Here is a 17,883-nt window from a genome sequence, read left to right on the forward strand (position 1 = left end):
GACAAGGGGGCCGACAAGGGGGCCTCGCTGAGGGGTGGGGAAGGAGACTCCGGGCGGAGTCCCACCCCTGCACAACGGCACGGCGGACGAGGCGACGCGGTTCACCGCCGACGTTTTTCTTCTGTGGGATCTCCATCAAGTCCTCTCAACTCATTGAAGGGTCGGGAAGATCAGCGATAACTTCACTCGTCATGCACCTGACTGCGCGCAACCGGCGTGCGGTCAGTACATACGGATGATGTGGAGAACCCATGGCTCATCTGGGATCGAGACGCGGCCGAGTACTCGCTCTGCCCGCCGGACTCGCGCTCACGGCATCGCTCGGCTTCCTGCCCGCGGGCGCCGCCAACGCGGCGGAGCTGAGCGACGCGCCGGCCGCGTCCGTCGTCTCGACCGACGGCCCGAAGCTGTCGTACGTCGTCAACGTCGAGGGTGGCCGCTGGACGGCCGCGTCGGTGAAGAAGGCGATCGCGGCGGCCGGCGGCACGGTGGTCATCTCCTATGACCAGATAGGCGTGATAGTCGTCCACTCGCAGAACCCCGAGTTCGCGAAGACGATCCGCAAGGCCCGCGGTGTGGTGTCGGCCGGTTCGACGCGCACCGCCCCCCTCTCCGTCCAGTCGGACGACGCCGTCGGCGAGGGCGACCAGGCACTGAGCCCCGCCGAGGCCGCCGCGGCGGCGGCGCGGGCCACCGACGAGCAGGACGCGCTCGAGCCCCTGCAGTGGGACCTGCCGGCCATCAAGGCGGACAAGGCCCACCGCAAGACCCTCGGAAGCAGCCGCGTGACCGTCGGCGTCATCGACACCGGCGTCGACGACACCCACCCGGACCTGGCGCCGAACTTCGACACCAAGGCCTCGGCGAACTGCGTGTCCGGCGTCCCGGACACCACCCCCGGCTCGTGGCGCCCCAACCCGGGCGAGAGCGACCACGGCACGCACGTCGCCGGCACCATCGCCGCCGCCAAGAACGGCATCGGCGTCACCGGTGTCGCCCCGGGCGTGAAGGTCTCGGGCATCAAGGTCTCCACCCCGGACGGCTTCTTCTACACCGAGGCCGTGGTCTGCGGCTTCGTGTGGGCGGCCGAGCACGGCGTCGACATCACGAACAACAGCTACTACACCGACCCGTGGATGTTCGCCTGCAAGAACGACGAGGACCAGAAGGCCCTCATCGAGGCGGTCTCCCGCGCGACCCGTTACGCGGAGCACCGTGGGACGGTCAACGTCGCGGCGGCCGGCAACTCGAAGTTCGACCTCGCCGCGGACTCGATCCTGGACAACAGCAGCCCGAACGACACCACTCCGGGCGACCGCGTCATCGACCCGAAGGTCTGCCTCGACTACCCGGCGATGCTGCCGGGCGTGGTCACGGTCTCCGCGACCGGCGCCAAGGGCCTGAAGGCCTCGTACTCCAACTACGGTCTCGGCGTCATCGACGTCTCCGCCCCGGGCGGCGACCGCACCGAGTACCAGACCCCGGACGCCCCGGCGGTCAACGGCCGCATCCTGTCGACCACGGTCAACGGCGGCTACAACTACAAGGCCGGCACGTCGATGGCCTCGCCGCACACGGCGGGCGTGCTCGCGCTCCTGAAGTCGACCCACCCGCACGCGAGCCCGGCGGCGCTCAAGGCCCTGCTGTACGCGCAGGCCGACGACCGCGCCTGCACGAACCCCTACGACATCGAGGGCGACGGCACCGTCGACGCGGTGTGCGAGGGCGGCAAGAGCAAGAACGGCTTCTACGGCGCCGGACTGATCGACGCCCTGGACGCGGTGCGCAAGTAGTTCACCGAGGGCCCCGGTGTGGTGATCCACACCGGGGCCCTTTGCATGGCACCGAGTGCCATCATGCGTGCATGGACGAATACGTGGACAGCACGGTGCGCGGTGCTACGGAGTCGTTGTGGTCGGCCCTGGGCGGTGACCCCGCCCTGCTCGACCGTGTGTCGTACGGCGGCCCCTCCGGACTCCTGGCCGCCCGGCTGCCGGTGATGGACCTGGCGCGGGCGACGGTCGCGGTCGCGGGTCTCGCCGCCGTGGAGCGGCAGGGCGGGGCGGCACGGGTGCGCGTGGACGACGCGGCCGTCGCCACCGCCTTCGTGAGCGAACGTCATCTCCGGGTCGACGGACGGGCGCCGGTCTCCTTCGCGCCGCTGTCCCGCTTCTGGCGCGCCGCGGACGGCTGGGTCCGCACGCACGCCAACTATCCGCACCACCGGGCGGCGCTCCTCGCCGCGCTCGGGGTGGACGGGGAGTCGGCGGAGGCCGTGGCGGCGGCGATCGCCGAGCGGCCGGCGGTCGAGGTCGAGACGGCGGTGTACGCCGCCGGGGGCCTGGCCGTGGCCCTGCGCACCCCGCGGGAGTGGGCGGCGCACCCCCAGGGGCGGGAGGTGGCCGCGCGGCCGTTGCTGACGGCCGAGCGTCTGGACGACGCGGCGCCCGTCCGGGACCGGCGGGACGGGCGTCCGCTGCGGGTGCTGGACCTGACGCGGGTCATCGCGGGACCGGTGGCCACCCGGACGCTCGCCCTGCTCGGCGCGGACGTGCTGCGGATCGACCCGCCGCACCGTCCCGAGCTGCCGGACCAGCACACGGACACCGACATCGGGAAGCGGACGGCGGCGCTCGACCTGGCACGTCCGTCGGACCGCCGCACCCTCGACGAACTCCTCGACTCCGCCGACGTCCTGGTCACCGGCTACCGGCCGGGCGCGCTGGAGCGCTTCGGCCTGCACCGCCCCGGTCTCGTCGTCGCCCGGCTCTCGGCGTGGGGCGACTACGGCCCCTGGGGCGAACGGCGCGGCTTCGACAGCCTCGTCCAGGTGGCGAGCGGGATCGCGGTCACGGAGGGGTCGCCCGAGCAGCCGGGCGCCCTGCCGGCGCAGGCCCTGGACCACGGCTCGGGCTATCTGCTGGCGGCGGCGGTGCTCCGCTCGCTGACCGAGCAGGACCGGGACGGCGGCACCCGGCTCGTGCGGCTGGCGCTGGCGCAGACGGGCCACTGGCTGTCGACCGCGCTCCCCCGCTACGAGCCGGAGCGCCACCTCGCCGAACGGGACAGCCCGCTGGGGCGGCTGCGGTACGCGCTGTCCCCGGTGGCGTACGACGGGGGCCCGGCGGACTGGTCGCGTCCGCCGGGCCTCGCGGGGGCCGACGCACCGGAGTGGCTCGGGTCCTGAGCGGGTGCCGCCGGGGCGGCTTCGCGGCCGGTGCCGCGACCGCGCCGGCGGCCGCGGCTACGGCTTGACGAGGACCTTGAGGGCGGTGCGCTCGTCCATCGCCTTGTAGCCGCCCGGGACGCCGTCGAGGCCGACGGTCAGGTCGAAGACCGGCGACGGGTCGATCGTGCCGTCGAGGACGTCGGGGAGCAGCTCCGGGATGTAGGCGCGGACCGGGGCGACTCCGCCGCGCAGCGCGATGTTCCGGTCGAACATGACGGACAGGTCCAGGCCGGTGCCGCTCCCGTGCGGGACGCCGACGTAGCCGACGGAGCCGCCGTCGCGGGCGATCGCCACGGCGGTGCGCATCGACTGCTCGGTACCGACCGCCTCGATGACGCCGTGGGCACCCTGTCCGCCGGTGAGCTCGCGGACGGCGGCCTCGGCGGCCTCGCCGCGCTCGGCGACGACGTCCGTGGCGCCGAAGGTGCGGGCGATGTCGGTGCGGGCGGTGTGGCGGCCGAGCGCGATGATGCGCTCGGCGCCGAGGCGCTTGGCGGCGAGCACGCCGCACAGGCCGACCGCGCCGTCGCCCACGACCGCGACGGTCGAGCCGGGCTTCACACCGGCGCCGAGGGCGGCGTGGTGGCCGGTGCCGAGGACGTCGGAGAGCGCGAGGAGGGCGGTCAGCAGCCGGTCGTCGGAGGCGGCCTCGGCGGGGAGGCGGACGAGCGTGCCGTCGGCGAAGGGGACGCGGACCGCCTCGCCCTGACCGCCGTCGGAGCCCGCGGAGCCCCAGAACCCGCCCTGCGGGCAGGAGGTCTGCAGGCCCTCGGCGCAGTACGCGCAGCTGCCGTCGGACCAGACGAAGGGGGCCACCACCAGGTCGCCGGGCGCGAAGCCGGTGACGTCCGCGCCGGCCTCCTCCACGACGCCGAGGAACTCGTGTCCGATCCGCTGACCGGGCTGCCGGGCGGACTCGCCCCGGTAGGCCCACAGGTCGCTGCCGCAGATGCAGGCGCGCAGCACCCGCAGGACGACGTCCGTGGAGTCCTTGATCACCGGGTCGGGCACCTCCTCCACTCGCATGTCGAACGGAGCGTGGATGGTGGTGGCGCGCATGGGGGGTGGTCCTCGCTGTCAGACGGTCGTACGACGTTCACCGTACTCCGCTCGCGCCGGGCCCGCCGCCGACGGGCCCGGGGCACGGCGGGCGGGGCCCGGCGCCGGGCGTTCCGACGTCCCGGACTACACCCCCGCCGCCCCCAGCAGGGAGCCAGCCGCGTACGTCACCGCCATCGCCAGCGCGCCTCCTCCCATGTTCCGCAGCACCGCGCGGCCCGCCGGGGCCGCGCCGAGGCGGGCGCTCCACCAGCCGGCGAGGGCGAGTGCGGCCAGGACCGAGAGGACGGTGACCCAGAGCCGGAGCGGGGCCGGGGGAAGGACGATCGCGAGCAGCGGGAGCAGGGCGCCGACGGTGAAGGCGAGGAAGCTGGCGCCGGCCGCGTGCCAGGGATTGGTGAGCTGGTCGGGGTCGATGCCCAGCTCGACGCGCGCGTGGGCGCGCAGGGCGTCGCGGGCGGTGAGCTGCTCGGCGGCCTCGCGGGCGACCTCCGGGGAGAGGCCCCGGTCGGACAGCATTCCGGTCAGCTCGTCGAGTTCCGCCTCGGGCTGCTCCCGCAGTTCGCGCTTCTCCTGGGCCAGGGCCGCCCGTTCGGAGTCGCGCTGGGTGGAGACCGAGACGTACTCGCCCGCCGCCATCGACATCGATCCGGCCAGCAGGCCGGCGAGTCCGGCGGTCAGGAGCGCGGACCGGGAGGCCGTCGCGCCGGCGACGCCCACGACGAGGCCCGCGGTGGAGACGACTCCGTCGTTGGCTCCGAGCACGGCGGCCCGGAGCCAGTTGAGACGGGTGCCGAGGCCGCCGCCGTGGGCTTCGTCATGGTCGGTCTCACGGGTCTCGTCGGTCACAACCGGGAGTATTCCCGCGGTTCCTCACCACACGCGGACCGACCCGCCCGGGGCGAAGGCGGGACTGGTGGCGCCCGCCGGGATCTCCTTGAGGGGCTCGGCGATCTCGGCCACCGTCGGCCCGTGGAGCGCGGCCAGCGGTGCCAGCACGGCGAGGTCGAAGCCGTAGACCCGGGCCGCGTTGCCGCCCACCATCGCCGCGACCTCCTCCGGCGGCAGCCCGGCGTAGGCGATCCGGAGCCCTTCGCGGGAGTACGGCGCGGTGCCCTCGTCGTGCGGGTAGTCGCTCCCCCACATGATCTTGTCGAGGCCGATCCGGTGGCGCAGCGGGACCTCGTGGGGGCGCATGAAGCTGGCGCCCACGAAGCAGTTGTCGCGCCAGACCTCGCCGGGGCCCTTGCCCATGGACGCGGCCAGCCCCGCGCCGAACCGGGACTCGGCGGTCACCGCCCGGGAGGCCGCGGCGACCAGACGGGCGTGGTAGTAGTCCAGCATCTCGACCACCCCGGGGATCCAGCCCGATCCCTGCTCGGTCAGGACGAGCCTGAGCTCCGGGTGCCGGCGGAACGCGCCGCCGAACACCAGGTGCCACAGGGCCCGGTGCGAGAACCAGGTCGTCTCGACCATGAACACCGCGCGCGCCGCCGGCTCGTCGCCGAGCGGCGGCGAGGCCGAGCCGCCGTGGTGGTTGACGGGCACGTCCAGTTCCGCGCAGACCGCCCAGATCGGGTCGTACGCCGTCGAGTAGAGCTCCGGGATCCCGCTGCCGGGCGGGGCGCCGGGCAGCAGGATGCCGCCGGTGAGGCCCGCCTCCCTGGCGCGGCGGATCTCCCGCACGGCCTCGTCGACGTCGTTGAGGAGGATCTGCGCCACGCCCGCCCGGCGGCCCGGCGCGTCCGCGCAGAAGTCGGCGAGCCAGCGGTTGTGGGCCCGCAGGCCCGCCCAGCGCTGCTCGTACTCCTGCCGGGTGGGTGCCGGGGCCATCAGCGAGGCGGAGGGGAAGAACGGCGGGATGGTGTTGGGGAAGACGACCTCGGCGACGATGCCGTCGGCCTCCAGTTCGCGCAGCCGGCGCGCGGAGTTCCAGTTGCGGTCGGCGGTGTCGGCCAGCAGGTCCTCGTACGGGTTGACGTAGCCGGCCGCCCAGGCGTCGAAGTCGTCGTGGTGGCGCTTCTCCAGGTAGGGCCGGTAGTCGAGCAGGTCGGCGCCGGCGTGGCAGTCGGCCGAGATGACGGTGTACCGGTCCTCGCTCACGGTGCCACCCCCAGCGCGGGGAAGTCGTGGTCCGTCAGCCAGTGCCGGCCGACCTCGCGGGAACGGGACCAGGTCGCCTCCACCGCCGTCTGGTCGGCCGGCTGCCCGAGTTCGGCCGGGGTGGGCCCGATCCGGCGGGCGATCGGTTCCAGTCGCGCGACGTCGAAGCCGAAGACCTCGGCCGCGGCCAGGCCCAGCATGCGCCGGGTCTCGGTCACCGGGATGTCGTGGAAGGTCTGCCGGAGCCATGTGCGGGTGGCCGGCCAGGTCCCCTCCGGGTGCGGGAAGTCGGAGCCCCACAGGATGTTGTCGACGCCGATCTCGTACCGCTGGGCCAGTTCGCGCCGCTTGGTGTTGGTGGCGCAGACGAAGACCTGCCGGTCCAGGTACTCGCTCGGGGGACGCCGCAGCTCGGCGAACGGAGAGAGCTTCTTGCCGCCGTGGGCGCCCAGGTAGAGCCGGTCCATGAACCACAGCAGGTTCGGCAGCCACCAGCAGCCGGACTCGGCGACGCCGAACCGCAGCCCGGGGTGCCGCTCGAAGACCCCGGACCAGAGCAGGAACCAGAGCGGCCTGGCGGGCCACCAGGTGACCTCGCTGACGTAGATGCCGAGGTGGTCGCCGTACTCCTCGCGGGGCGCCGCCCCGGAGTGCGTGACCAGCGGCATCCCGGTCTCGGCCGCCGCCGCCCACACCGGGTCGTAGCGCCGGTCGTGGTAGGGCTCCTTGTCCACCCACATCGAGGGGATCATGAGCGCGCCGAGCCCCGACTCCTTGGCACGGTGGATCTCGGCGACGACCTTGCCGGTGTCCGCGGTCACCGGCAGCAGCGCCACCCCGCAGTGGCGTTCGGGATTCCGGCCCACGAACTCGGCCAGCCAGCGGTTGTGCGCCTGCGCGCCCGCCATGCCGAGCTCCGGGTCCTGGTCGCCGGAGAGGCCGAGGCCGACGCCGAAGGGCGCGGCCGTCCGGCTGTCCACGGCGTCCGCGTCGGGGAAGACGACCTCGGCCGCGACGCCGTCGCCGTCGAGTTCCTTGAGCCGCTGGGCGGCGTCCCAGCCGCCGCGCAGCCCTTCCTCGTTGTCGGTGAACCACTTGTTCGCGAAGGTCTCGTTGCGTACGCCGAGCCGGGTCATGGCCTCGCGGCGGGCGTCGCGGCCGGCGAGGAACTCGTCGAAGGCGCGGTGGAACCGGGAGTCGAGGTAGGGCCGGTACCGCTCGGTCGGCAGCCCGGCGTGACAGTCGGAGGAGATGATCAGATACGGATCCTCATAGCTCATGGCGAAGCCCCTCAGTCGAGGATGAAGCTCTCCAGATAGGTCGGGTTGGCGCGGTCGAGCATGGACTGCGAGCGCGCCCTGATCTGGCGGTCGCTGTGCTCGCCGGCCGGCAGCATCCAGAAGCGGTCGGCGCGGATGCCGTCGACGACGTGTCCGGCCACCTCCTCGACGGGGGTGAAGGCGACCTCGTGCCCGGCCTCCTTCATCGCCGCCTCCCACTGGTCGAGGCTGCGGTACGGGGTCCGGCGCGGGCGCTGCTTGGCGTACCGCTCGGGCCGGTTGCGGTGCGACTCCCACAGGCCGGTGCGCAGCATGTGCGGGCCGGGGAAGAGGACGGAGGCGCCCACGGGCGCGCCCCGGGCCTTCAACTGCGCGTACAGCGACTCGGTCAGGGTGACCACGGCCGACTTCGTGACGGCGTAGACGGAGGCGGTGGGCAGCGGGGCGATCCCGCCGTCCCCGGAGGAGGTGTTGACGACGTGCCCGGGGCCGCCGCCGGCGATCATGCGCGGGACGAAGGCCTGGACGCCGTGGAAGACGCCCCACACGTTGACGGCGAAGGCCCATTTCCAGTCGTTGGGCTCGTGCTCCCACATCGGGCCCTCGGCGCCGGAGCCGACGCCCGCGTTGTTGCACAGCACGTGCACCGCGCCGAAGGTGTCGTACGCGGCGTCCGCGAGGGCCGCCACGGACGCGGGGTCGGTGACGTCGACCGTGTGGGCGAGGACCCGGGCGCCCTCCTCGGACAGCTCCGCGGCCGCCCGGCCGAGCGCGGGCTCCTCCACGTCCCCGAGGACGACGGCCAGTCCCTCGGCGGCGAAGCGGCGCGCCATCGCGAGCCCGATGCCGCCCGCCGCACCGGTGACGACGGCGACCTGTCCTGCGCGCAGTTCCATCACACGCTCCCCTCGGGCGGGCCGTCCAGGACCTGCTGCGGATCGTCGTAGCGCTGGTGGATGTACGGCGCGAGGCTCTCGGCGCTCACCCGCTCGGCCACCCGGCCCTTCTGGTCGGTGGTCTTCTCGCCGACGGTGATCTCGACGATCCGGCGGACGGGGAGGTCCGCGACCGGGTCGTACATGGACTCGCGCAGGACGACGTCGCCCGTGACGCGCTCCAGCCTGCGGACCTTCTCGTGGCGGACGCAGTGGACGAGGACGGGATCGTCCTCGAAGCCGGAACCGTCCACCGCGGGGAGGAACTTGAAGTAGAAGTCCGTCTTCTCCACGGGCTCGGGCAGCGGCAGGGGGCCGGACACCGCGCCGCGCACCTCGACGAAGGCGATGCCGTGCCGGGCGAGTGCGGCCCGTACGACCATCCCCTCCCGCTCGACCGTCACCTCGCCGAGCTTCTTGGGCTCGCCGAAGACCTCGCGGCCGCCGACCAGGGCGCGCTCGTGGGTCATCGGCATGACCAGGGGGTACCAGCCCTCCCGGTCGCCGTGGGCGGCGGCGACGGCGACCGAGCCGGCGCCGAGGGGGTAGCCGGGCAGGTCGACCCGGGAGATGGCGGCCCGGACGAGGGGGCGTCCGACGGGTTTCAGCGGAGGTGGCAGGACTGCCGCGACCACGTCGGGGTCGGTCTCCCAGACGGCGACCACGCCGGTGGACCAGATGTCGGGAAGCGAGGAGCTCCGCGCGCGGGCCGCCGCGATCTCGGCGTCGGTGCGCGCGCCGTACCGTACTCGTGCCATGAGGTACCGCCCTTCGGGGAACCGTCAGCGTGTAACACAGTTACACCCAGCGCGATGAAGGGTAAATACCCGTGCGAACACGTGACTTGGGGAGACCATGGCTCGCTCCGCGCTGACCCGCGAGGAGGTCCTGCGCGCCGCCGCGGCGCTGGTGAGGCAGCACGGTCCGGACGCGCTCACGATGCGCAGGCTGGCGGCCGAGCTGGGCACCGCGGTCACCTCGATCTACTGGCACGTGGGCAACCGCGAGTCCCTGCTGGACGCGCTCGTGGAGCGGACCGTGGCCGATCTCGCCGCGATCACCCCGCACGGCCGCACCCCCGTCGAGCGGATCGTGTCCGTGGCCGGCACGCTCCGGCGCGACCTGCGCGAGCGCCCGCACCTGGTGGCGATGGTCCACGAGCGGGGCCTGACGGAACGGATGTTCCTGCCCGCCCAGCGCGCCCTGGCCCGCGAGGTGCACGCGGCGGGGCTGCGGGGCGCGCGGGCCGCGCAGGTGGTCCGCGCCGTGCAGTTCCAGGTCGTCGGCTACGTCCTGGTGGAGCGCAACCGGGAACGGGCGCCGGTCCAGTCGCCGGGCGAGGAGGACCTCTGGGACGCCGAGGGCGACACGGCTCCCGACCCGGCCCTGGCCCGCGCGCTGACCCGCCCGGTGGACACCGAGCGCCTCTTCGCCGTGTCCGTGCGGGCCCTGGTGGAGGGCCTGTTGGCGGTTCCCGGCCGGACGGGGGAGGCGGCCGGCTAGGGCGTGTCGCGAAGGTCCCGCCTGCCCCGCGACGCCTGGCACGCGCCCCGGCCCGGCGCCCCGTCCGCGCGGCCGGCACGCCGTGGCCCTCACGCGCCCGCGGGATGGCCGGATCCGGGCGCCCGGATCCGGCACCGGGGACCACGGTGTCGGCGGCGGCCCGTATTCTCAGTGACCATGCTCGACGACCGTACGACAGCAGCGATGTGGCCGGCCGCCTACCCACAGGGGTACGCGGTCGTCGACGTGGAGACCACCGGCCTCGCACGCGACGACCGGATAGTGTCGGCTGCCGTCTACCGGCTGGACGCCCAGGGCAACGTCGAGGACCACTGGTACACGCTCGTCAATCCGGAGCGGGATCCGGGGCCGGTCTGGATCCACGGACTGACCAGCGACGTCCTGGAGGGCGCGCCGCTCTTCCCGGAGATCGCGGCCGAGTTCTCCGCGCGGCTCGACGGCCGGGTCCTGGTGGCGCACAACGCCATGTTCGACTGGTCGATGATCGCCCGGGAGTACGCGCGCGCCGAGCGGACCGCGCCGGTGCGTCAACGGCTCTGCACCATCGCGCTCTCCAAGGAGCTCTCGCTCCCGCTGCCCAACCACAAGCTGGAGTCGCTGGCCGCGCACTACGGCGTCGTGCAGCAGCGCGCGCACAACGCGCTGGACGACGCGCGGGTCCTCGCCGAGGCGTTCCGGCCGAGTCTGCACACGGCGGCGGAGCGGGGCGTGCGGCTGCCGCTGCTGGAGTGCCGGCCGCTGACGGAGTGGGCCGCCTCCCCGGTCGCGCCGCGGATCGGCCACCAGGCCTCGTACCACGCGAACAGCTGGCGTCCCTCGCGGAAGCGCCCGGCGTGCCCGTACCCGAACCCCGGGCGTTACGAAGCGGACAAACCACTCAAGCAGGGCATGCGGGTGGCGTTCTCCGGCGACACCTCGATCGACCGGGAGCTCCTGGAGGACCGGGCGACCGACGCCGGGCTGCACGTGGCGAGCAGCGTGTCCCGCCTGACGAGCCTGCTGGTGACGAACGATCCGGACGCGGCCACGTCCAAGACGGTGAAGGCGAAGTCCTTCGGCACCCCGATCGTCGACGAGGCCGCCTTCACCCAACTGCTGCGGGACGTCGACGCGGCAGACGGGTGACGCGCCGGGCGTGCGTCCCACCCTTCCGCCGCCGGGAGCCCCACCCTGTGGCGCATGGCACGTTGCGAGGTATGCGGAAACGATTACGGCATGTCCTTCGAGGTGCACGCGCAGGGCGCGGTGCACGTCTTCGACTGCTTCTCCTGCGCCATTCACCGCATGGCGCCCATCTGTGACCACTGTCGGGCCCAGATCATCGGCCAGGGCGTCGAGGTGGAGGGCAGCTGGTACTGCGGCGCCCACTGCGCCCGCTCGGAGGGGAAGGTGGGCATCGTCGACAAAGTCTGAGGACCCGGCCGTCCCGAGCGACCGGAACCCCCCTGCGTGCACCCCATGACCACGGTTGTACCGTCATGGGGTGTACCGCTTCCTGTTGTCCCGGCAGTGGGTGATCCTCACCCTCGTCGCCCTCGTCCTCATGCCGACGATGATCGAGCTGGGCTTCTGGCAGTTCCACCGGCACGAACGCCGGGTCGCCCAGAACTCCCTGATCGCGGACAACCTCCGGGCCGAGCCGGTCCCGGTGGAGGAGCTGACCTCCGTCGGGCACACCGTTCCGCGCGCCGACTACTGGCGCCGGGTGACCGCCATCGGCACCTTCGACACCGCGCACGAGGTCGTCGTCCGCCGCCGGACGTCCGCGGACGACCGGGTCGGCATGCACGTGCTGACCCCGCTGGTGCTCCGGGACGGCCGGGTCCTCAGACTTTGTCGACGATGCCCACCTTCCCCTCCGAGCGGGCGCAGTCCAGCAGCGGCAGCCGCACGCCCCGCTCCGCCGCCGTCTGAGGGCCCGTGGGAAGACGTCCCCGGCGCCCGGCCGGGACCTCATCGGCCGGCGGGCGTTCCCCAGGTCACACGCGGACTCCGCCGTCCCGCTGATTGACCGTCGCCGCTTTCGGGAACACGCCAGAGCGTGACGCAACGTATCGACGACTACGCCCTCATCGGCGATCTGCAGACCGCCGCGCTCGTCGGACGCGACGGATCGATCGACTGGCTGTGCCTGCCGCGCTTCGACTCGGCCGCCTGCTTCGCCGCGATCCTCGGAGACGAGGACAACGGGCACTGGCGGATCGCACCCAAGGGCGCGAAGAACTGCTCCCGGCGGGGCTACGCCGGGGACACCCTGGTCCTGGAGACCTACTGGGAGACCCGGACCGGCACCGTCAAGGTCGTCGACTTCATGCCGCAGCGGGACACCATGCCCGATCTCATGCGGATCGTGGAGGGCGTCAGCGGCTCGGTCGAGATGAGCTCCGTGCTGCGGCTGCGCTTCGACTACGGCTCGATCGTGCCGTGGGTGCGGCGCGCCGACGGCCACCGGGTGGCCGTCGCGGGGCCCGACTCGGTCTGGCTGCGCAGCGAGCCCGAGGTGAAGACCTGGGGCCAGCAGTTCTCCACCTGCTCGTCGTTCACGGTCGACGCCGGCCAGAAGGTGGCCTTCGTCCTGACCTGGCACCCCTCGCACCAGCCGCGCCCGGACCTGATCGACCCGTTCACGGCCCTCGAACAGTGCCTGGTCGACTGGCGCGACTGGGCCTCGCGGTGCACCTACGAAGGACCGTACCGCCGGGCCGTGCTGCGTTCGCTCATCACCCTGAAGGCGCTGACCTACGCCCCGACCGGCGGCATCGTCGCCGCACCCACCACCTCCCTGCCGGAGGAGCTCGGCGGCGTGCGGAACTGGGACTACCGCTCCTGCTGGCTGCGCGACTCGACCCTCACCCTCGGCGCGCTCCTCACCGCCGGCTACGTCGAGGAGGCGGCGGCCTGGCGGGACTGGCTGCTGCGCGCGGTCGCGGGCGATCCGGCCGACCTGCAGATCATGTACGGCCCGGGCGGCGAACGCAGACTCCCCGAGACGACCCTGCCCTGGCTGCGCGGCCACGCGGACTCCGCGCCGGTGCGGATCGGGAACGCGGCCGTGGACCAGTTCCAGCTGGACGTGTACGGGGAGGTCATGGACTCGCTGTACCGGGCCCGGGAGTCGGGCATCCCGGCGGAACGGCACGCCTGGAACCTCCAGCTGAGCCTGCTCGGCTTCCTGGAGTCGACCTGGCGGCAGCCGGACGAGGGCCTCTGGGAGGTACGCGGCCGCCGCCGCCACTTCGTGCACTCGAAGGTGATGGCCTGGGTGGCCGCCGACCGCGCCGTGCGGATGCTGGAGGCCGACCCCTCGCTGCACGGGGATCCGGCGCGCTGGCGGGCGATGCGGGAGGAGATCCACGCCGAGGTCTGCGACAAGGGCTTCGACCCCGAGCGCAACACCTTCACCCAGTCGTACGGCTCGCGGGAGCTGGACGCGGCGACGCTGCTGATCCCCCAGGTCGGTTTCCTCCCCCCGGACGACCCCCGCGTGGTGGGCACGGTCGAGGCGGTGCAGGCGGAGCTGCTGCACCAGGGCTACGTGCTCCGCTACAGCACCGACGGCGAATCGGTCGACGGGCTGCCGGGGCAGGAGGGGACCTTCCTGGTCTGCTCCTTCTGGCTGGCGGACGCGCTGCGCCTGATCGGGCGGACGGAGGAGGCGCGGGAGCTGTTCGAGCGGCTGGTGGCGCTGCGCAACGACGTGGGACTGCTGGCGGAGGAGTACGACCCGGTGACTGCTCGGCAGCTGGGCAACTTCCCGCAGGCCTTCAGCCACATCGGCCTGGTGAACACCGCCCTCGCCCTGCCGTGGGACGAGACGGCAGGATAGGGCCATGGATCTTGGACTGAAGGACCGTGTGTACGTGGTGACCGGCGCGACGCGGGGGCTCGGCCGGGCATCGGCCGAGGCTCTCCTCGCGGAGGGCGCGAAGGTGGTGGTCACCGGGCGCGAGGAGAAGTCGGTCGCGGAGGCGGTCGCCGAACTCGGTGCGGGGGCGGTCGGCGTCGCCGCCGACAACGCCGACCCGGAGGCCGCCGGGCGGCTGATCGCGGAGGCGCGGTCCCGCTTCGGGCGCTTCGACGGCATCCTGATCAGCGTGGGCGGGCCGGCGCCTGGCTTCGGCGCGGACAACACCGACGAGCAGTGGGCCTCGGCATTCGACACGGTCTTCCTCGGCGCGGTGCGGATGGCCCGGGCCGCCGCCGAGACGCTGACCGAGGGCGGCGTCATCGGCTTCGTCCTGTCGGGCTCGGTCCACGAACCGATCCAGGGCCTGACGATCTCGAACGGTCTGCGTCCCGGGCTCGCCGGCTTCGCCAAGTCGCTCGCGGCCGACCTGGGTCCCCGCGGCATCCGGGTCGTCGGCCTGCTGCCGAGCCGGATCGACACCGACCGGGTGCGCTCCCTGGACGCCCTGTCGGGCGACGCGGACGCGGCCCGCGCGGCCAACGAGTCCCGCATCCCGCTGCGCCGCTACGGCACGCCGGAGGAGTTCGGCAACACCGCCGCCTTCCTGCTGTCGCCGGCGGCCTCGTACCTCACCGGGGTCATGCTGCCGGTGGACGGCGGCGCCCGGCACGGCTTCTGACCCGAGGCGCGGCGCCGGGCTCCGGGCACGAGGCCCGGCGGGCCGTCCGGGGTCAGTTCACCCGGCTCGCGCGGTGCTTGACCGCGCGGAGGCGGGCCTCCGCCGGCAGGGACGCGAGTCCGGTCGAGGTGCGGGCGTGCGCGAGGGCGTCGTGGGTGAGGGCGTGCAGGGTCTCGCCCGGCGCGGCCTGCGGCTCCAGACGCAGGGCGACGCGGGCGCGGGGCGCGGTGCGACGGCCCGTCAGGGCGACGCGGACGTCGGCCACGCCGTGCTGCGCCGCCGCGTCCGCGACCAGGACGCTCGTCAGGGCCCGGCCCCGGATCACCGCGGCGTCCCCGTCGCCGGTGTCGATCACGACCTCCCGCAGCCGGGCACGGCGGAACTGGGCCAGCAGCCACCACAGGAACAGCAGGACGAGGATGCCGAGCGCGGCGATGACCACCGGCCACCACCAGCCCTCGTCGCGCCACCGCTGCCGGTCGGCCCGGCTCAGCAGGATGTCGGACGGGCCCGACCACAGCCACCAGGACGGCACGGACAGGTCGAGGGCCGCCGCGAGCACCGCCCCGCCGGCGACGACGAGCAGCAGGCCCACGAGGGCGAGCACGATCCGGTTGACGCGCCGGAGGACGACCGTCATCCCTCATCCCTTCTTCGGCGGGCGCGCCACCCGGACGGTCGGCGCGGGCGGGTGGGCGAGCCCCAGTTCGTCGATGGCGGTGGCCGTGACGGTGTCCAGGTCGGCCCGGACGTCGCCCAGTTCGCGGAAGTGCGAGACGGCCCGCACCTTCACCTTGCGCCGCCCTGCCCGGACCCGGACCGACTGCACGCCCGAGACCTCCATGGCGCGGTCCCGCAGGATCAGCGCCGCGGCGTCGCGGTCGAGCCCGGCCCGTACGTCGGCGTGCCGGCGCCGCATCGGCAGGACCGCCCGCAGGCCGGGCGTGAGGGCCAGGACCAGGAGCCAGAGGCCGAGCACCACGGCGACGGCCGCCCCGGTCAGCACCCAGACGTCGTCGAGGGGCCGGGTGGCCAGTTCGTCGGCGAGGTCGCGCCGCCACTGCATGGCCGTGCGGTCGGCCCGTACCGCCGCGACGTCGTAGAGCAGCAGGCCCGTGCCGCCGAGCAGGACGAGCGCGACCAGGGCGGCGGGGATGCGCCGCACGGCCCAGAACCGGCGGGCCGGGGCCTCGTCCGGCCGGTCCGCCGGCGACGGCGCGGGCGGCGCCGCGGTGTCGGGTTCGGTGCTCATCGCAGCCTCCCCCGCGCGGACCCGCTCGCCGTGCGCGCGGAGTGCAGCCGCTCGACGTGGACGGACACTTCCGGCACCTCCAGTCCCACCAGTTCCTTGACCCGTCGCATCACCCGGCTGCGGACGTCGCCGCACTGGCGGCCGAGGTCGGCCGGGTAGTCGAGTTCCAGGCTCACCGAGACCCGGGCCGAGTCACGGTGCACGACGACCGAGGCGTGCGGCGCCGAACCCTCCGCGGGCACGGAGACGAGTGCCTCCCGTGCCGCCTGGGCGGCGATCTTCGCGACCACCCGGTCGGCGATGGTGGTCGCCCCGCGGCCGGCGGCTCCGACCGGACCGGCTGTCACCCCCGGTCACCGCCGCCGGTCGCCGCGTTCGCGACCCCGGAAGAAGTCTCCGGGTTCGAGGTCTCCCTCGAGGAAGCGCCCGACGACGAACCCGATCGCGCCCAAGGCCGCGACCAGGACGAACGCCCCGAACCCGCCGAAGTATCCGGCGAATCCGAGGGCCATGCCGGCCACCAGGCCGACCAAAGCCATGCTCATGCCGATCCCCTTCCGCCCGGCCACCGCGGCTACTGGAGCCGCTGCTCCGGTTCTTCGTCCTCTTCGTCCGGCAGCTTCACGTCGCTCACCGCGATGTTGACCTCGACGACCTCCAGGCCGGTCATCCGTTCGACGGCCGCGACGACGTTCTCGCGGACCTCCGCGGCCACGCCGCCGATCGAGACGCCGTACTCGACGACGATCTCCAGGTCGAGAGCCGTCTGGACCTCACCGACCTCGGCCTTCACGCCCCGGGTGGCGCTGGACTTGGCGCCGCCGCCCGGGACCCGGTCGCGTACGGCGCCGAGCGTGCGGGAGAACCCGCTGCCCATGGCATGGACGCCGACGACGTCACGCGTCGCCATGCCGGCGATCTTCTCGACGACGCCGTCGGCGATCGTGGTACGGCCGCGGGTGGCGGGCGCGCCGCCGCCCCGCTTGGTCACGGACGGTCCGTCGGAGTGTGTGCTCTCGCTCATCGCCGTTCGCCCCTTCCGAGAAGGCGTGGGAAACACGGGTCACATTCGGACCCTTTGCCCACATTAAGTGCGCTTCCCCGACCGCGCGCCGGGAATGCGGCAGGCTGGGGTGATGACGACGAGTGCGGAAGCGGGACGGGCGGCGACGATGCGCGGCCGGCGGCCCTGATCCCCAGCTGCGTCGCCGCCGCGGCGAACAGCGCGGCGCGCAGCTCGTCCGACACCCCCGGCAGCGGCCGGTCACCCGCCGCCGCGAACTCCGCCGTGACCCGCAGAGGCCCCGGCGGCAGGCCGCCCGGCGGCACGGGCAGCGGCGGCTCCGGCGCCGCCCCGCCCTCCGTCTCCAGGAGGTTCACCCGCAGGGCCCCCGGGACCACTCCGGGCACCCGGCCGGCGGCCCGCAGCAGCACGGCCCGCGCCGCGCTCTCCGTCAGCCACGCGCCGTCCTCCGCGTCACCCAGCGGCAGGAGCAGGCCTGGCCCCCGCCGCCCGCGCATCGTCGCCGCCCGTCCCGCTTCCGCACTCGTCGTCATCACCCCAGCCTGCCGCATTCCCGGCGCGCGGTCGGGGAAGCGCACTTAATGTGGGCAAAGGGTCCGAATGTGACCCGTGTTTCCCACGCCTTCTCGGAAGGGGCGAACGGCGATGAGCGAGAGCACACACTCCGACGGACSGTCCGTGACCAAGCGGGGCGGCGGCGCGCCCGCCACCATCACCCCAGCCTGCCGCATTCCCGGCGCGCGGTCGGGGAAGCGCACTTAATGTGGGCAAAGGGTCCGAATGTGACCCGTGTTTCCCACGCCTTCTCGGAAGGGGCGAACGGCGATGAGCGAGAGCACACACTCCGACGGACCGTCCGTGACCAAGCGGGGCGGCGGCGCGCCCGCCACC

18 protein-coding genes and 1 pseudogene are annotated in these 17,883 nt (G+C 73.7%); 8 read left to right on the forward strand and 11 right to left on the reverse strand.

The genetic code is table 11. The features are described 5' to 3' along the window. Window positions 1–251 precede the first annotated feature (251 nt). Both EAO71_RS09980 and EAO71_RS09985 read left to right on the forward strand, forming a co-directional pair. Window positions 252–1,793 (forward strand): S8 family peptidase, encoded by a 1,542-nt coding sequence (locus EAO71_RS09980; protein WP_147977396.1) that lies wholly within the window; start codon window positions 252–254, stop codon window positions 1,791–1,793. 71 nt (window positions 1,794–1,864) lie between these two features. Beyond that, window positions 1,865–3,187 carry a CoA transferase gene (locus tag EAO71_RS09985; protein ID WP_147977397.1) on the forward strand — a complete coding sequence of 441 codons (1,323 nt, stop codon included), beginning with the start codon at window positions 1,865–1,867 and terminating at the stop codon, window positions 3,185–3,187. Window positions 3,188–3,244: 57 nt separating this feature from the next. Here the strand turns inward: EAO71_RS09985 and EAO71_RS09990 are convergent, their stop codons facing one another. The 6 genes from EAO71_RS09990 to EAO71_RS10015 all read right to left on the reverse strand — a co-directional run bounded on the left by EAO71_RS09990 (window position 3,245) and on the right by EAO71_RS10015 (window position 9,364). After that, entirely contained in the window at window positions 3,245–4,288 is a 1,044-nt protein-coding gene (locus EAO71_RS09990; RefSeq protein WP_147977398.1) for a zinc-dependent alcohol dehydrogenase family protein, read from the reverse strand. Window positions 4,289–4,414: 126 nt separating this feature from the next. Next, window positions 4,415–5,137, reverse strand: coding sequence for a VIT1/CCC1 transporter family protein (locus EAO71_RS09995; protein ID WP_147977399.1), 723 nt, complete (start codon window positions 5,135–5,137; stop codon window positions 4,415–4,417). 24 nt (window positions 5,138–5,161) lie between these two features. Further along, the gene (locus EAO71_RS10000) at window positions 5,162–6,391 is read right to left on the reverse strand and encodes an amidohydrolase family protein (RefSeq protein ID WP_147977400.1); all 1,230 of its coding nucleotides are present in this window, start codon (window positions 6,389–6,391) and stop codon (window positions 5,162–5,164) included. After that, window positions 6,388–7,671 (reverse strand): amidohydrolase family protein, encoded by a 1,284-nt coding sequence (locus EAO71_RS10005; RefSeq protein ID WP_147977401.1) that lies wholly within the window; start codon window positions 7,669–7,671, stop codon window positions 6,388–6,390. Before EAO71_RS10005 ends, EAO71_RS10000 begins: the two co-directional genes overlap by 4 nt. Window positions 7,672–7,682: 11 nt before the next feature. Then, on the reverse strand, window positions 7,683–8,567 hold the full coding sequence (locus tag EAO71_RS10010) for an SDR family NAD(P)-dependent oxidoreductase (RefSeq protein ID WP_147977402.1): 885 nt from the start codon (window positions 8,565–8,567) through the stop codon (window positions 7,683–7,685). Next, window positions 8,567–9,364: an acetoacetate decarboxylase family protein gene (locus EAO71_RS10015; protein WP_147977403.1), complete on the reverse strand. Its 798-nt coding sequence runs from the start codon at window positions 9,362–9,364 to the stop codon at window positions 8,567–8,569. The genes EAO71_RS10010 and EAO71_RS10015 overlap by 1 nt, the downstream gene beginning before the upstream one ends. A 97-nt stretch (window positions 9,365–9,461) precedes the next feature. On the opposite strand from EAO71_RS10015, the gene EAO71_RS10020 reads away from it, so the two are divergent. The 6 genes and pseudogenes from EAO71_RS10020 (at window position 9,462) to EAO71_RS10045 (ending at window position 14,716) form a co-directional block, all read left to right on the forward strand. Further along, on the forward strand, window positions 9,462–10,109 hold the full coding sequence (locus EAO71_RS10020; RefSeq protein ID WP_147977404.1) for a TetR/AcrR family transcriptional regulator: 648 nt from the start codon (window positions 9,462–9,464) through the stop codon (window positions 10,107–10,109). A 171-nt stretch (window positions 10,110–10,280) separates the two neighbouring features. Next, window positions 10,281–11,255, forward strand: coding sequence for a DEDDh family exonuclease (locus EAO71_RS10025; protein WP_147977405.1), 975 nt, complete (start codon window positions 10,281–10,283; stop codon window positions 11,253–11,255). 54 nt (window positions 11,256–11,309) lie between these two features. Then, entirely contained in the window at window positions 11,310–11,543 is a 234-nt protein-coding gene (locus EAO71_RS10030) for a hypothetical protein (protein ID WP_147977406.1), read from the forward strand. Window positions 11,544–11,613: 70 nt separating this feature from the next. Further along, window positions 11,614–12,042: pseudogene (locus EAO71_RS10035) on the forward strand (SURF1 family protein); the annotation flags it as partial. A gap of 129 nt (window positions 12,043–12,171) precedes the next feature. After that, window positions 12,172–13,956, forward strand: coding sequence for a glycoside hydrolase family 15 protein (locus tag EAO71_RS10040; RefSeq protein WP_147977407.1), 1,785 nt, complete (start codon window positions 12,172–12,174; stop codon window positions 13,954–13,956). 4 nt (window positions 13,957–13,960) lie between these two features. Further along, window positions 13,961–14,716 (forward strand): SDR family oxidoreductase, encoded by a 756-nt coding sequence (locus EAO71_RS10045; protein ID WP_147977408.1) that lies wholly within the window; start codon window positions 13,961–13,963, stop codon window positions 14,714–14,716. A gap of 52 nt (window positions 14,717–14,768) precedes the next feature. On the opposite strand, the gene amaP is transcribed toward EAO71_RS10045, so the two are convergent. The 5 genes from amaP to EAO71_RS10070 are packed head-to-tail and all read right to left on the reverse strand — an operon-like array spanning window position 14,769 to window position 16,992. After that, entirely contained in the window at window positions 14,769–15,356 is a 588-nt protein-coding gene (gene amaP, locus EAO71_RS10050) for an alkaline shock response membrane anchor protein AmaP (RefSeq protein ID WP_147977409.1), read from the reverse strand. Window positions 15,357–15,359: 3 nt separating this feature from the next. Further along, complete coding sequence (locus EAO71_RS10055; protein WP_147977410.1) at window positions 15,360–15,968, reverse strand: DUF6286 domain-containing protein; 609 nt, start codon at window positions 15,966–15,968, stop codon at window positions 15,360–15,362. Then, a complete protein-coding gene (locus tag EAO71_RS10060; protein ID WP_147977411.1) occupies window positions 15,965–16,315 on the reverse strand; it encodes an Asp23/Gls24 family envelope stress response protein in 351 nt (116 codons plus the stop codon). The genes EAO71_RS10055 and EAO71_RS10060 overlap by 4 nt, the downstream gene beginning before the upstream one ends. Window positions 16,316–16,321: 6 nt before the next feature. Next, entirely contained in the window at window positions 16,322–16,513 is a 192-nt protein-coding gene (locus tag EAO71_RS10065; protein WP_147977412.1) for a hypothetical protein, read from the reverse strand. Between the two features lie 29 nt (window positions 16,514–16,542). Then, entirely contained in the window at window positions 16,543–16,992 is a 450-nt protein-coding gene (locus EAO71_RS10070) for an Asp23/Gls24 family envelope stress response protein (protein ID WP_147977413.1), read from the reverse strand. Window positions 16,993–17,883: the final 891 nt, after the last annotated feature.

It is taken from the genome of Streptomyces sp. MS191, from assembly GCF_008042125.1.
Taxonomy (GTDB): Bacteria; Actinomycetota; Actinomycetes; order Streptomycetales; family Streptomycetaceae; genus Streptomyces.

What these genes read in the sequence shown, in the direction of transcription:
- EAO71_RS10065 (WP_147977412.1), bottom strand. Translation starts at nt 16,513, where the DNA reads ATGAGCATGGCTTTGGTCGGCCTGGTGGCCGGCATGGCCCTCGGATTC.
- EAO71_RS09980 (WP_147977396.1), top strand. Translation starts at nt 252, where the DNA reads ATGGCTCATCTGGGATCGAGACGCGGCCGAGTACTCGCTCTGCCCGCC.
- EAO71_RS10020 (WP_147977404.1), top strand. Translation starts at nt 9,462, where the DNA reads ATGGCTCGCTCCGCGCTGACCCGCGAGGAGGTCCTGCGCGCCGCCGCG.
- EAO71_RS10045 (WP_147977408.1), top strand. Translation starts at nt 13,961, where the DNA reads ATGGATCTTGGACTGAAGGACCGTGTGTACGTGGTGACCGGCGCGACG.
- EAO71_RS10015 (WP_147977403.1), bottom strand. Translation starts at nt 9,364, where the DNA reads ATGGCACGAGTACGGTACGGCGCGCGCACCGACGCCGAGATCGCGGCG.
- EAO71_RS09990 (WP_147977398.1), bottom strand. Translation starts at nt 4,288, where the DNA reads ATGCGCGCCACCACCATCCACGCTCCGTTCGACATGCGAGTGGAGGAG.
- amaP (WP_147977409.1), bottom strand. Translation starts at nt 15,356, where the DNA reads ATGACGGTCGTCCTCCGGCGCGTCAACCGGATCGTGCTCGCCCTCGTG.
- EAO71_RS10005 (WP_147977401.1), bottom strand. Translation starts at nt 7,671, where the DNA reads ATGAGCTATGAGGATCCGTATCTGATCATCTCCTCCGACTGTCACGCC.
- EAO71_RS10055 (WP_147977410.1), bottom strand. Translation starts at nt 15,968, where the DNA reads ATGAGCACCGAACCCGACACCGCGGCGCCGCCCGCGCCGTCGCCGGCG.
- EAO71_RS10010 (WP_147977402.1), bottom strand. Translation starts at nt 8,567, where the DNA reads ATGGAACTGCGCGCAGGACAGGTCGCCGTCGTCACCGGTGCGGCGGGC.
- EAO71_RS09985 (WP_147977397.1), top strand. Translation starts at nt 1,865, where the DNA reads ATGGACGAATACGTGGACAGCACGGTGCGCGGTGCTACGGAGTCGTTG.
- EAO71_RS10030 (WP_147977406.1), top strand. Translation starts at nt 11,310, where the DNA reads ATGGCACGTTGCGAGGTATGCGGAAACGATTACGGCATGTCCTTCGAG.
- EAO71_RS10070 (WP_147977413.1), bottom strand. Translation starts at nt 16,992, where the DNA reads ATGAGCGAGAGCACACACTCCGACGGACCGTCCGTGACCAAGCGGGGC.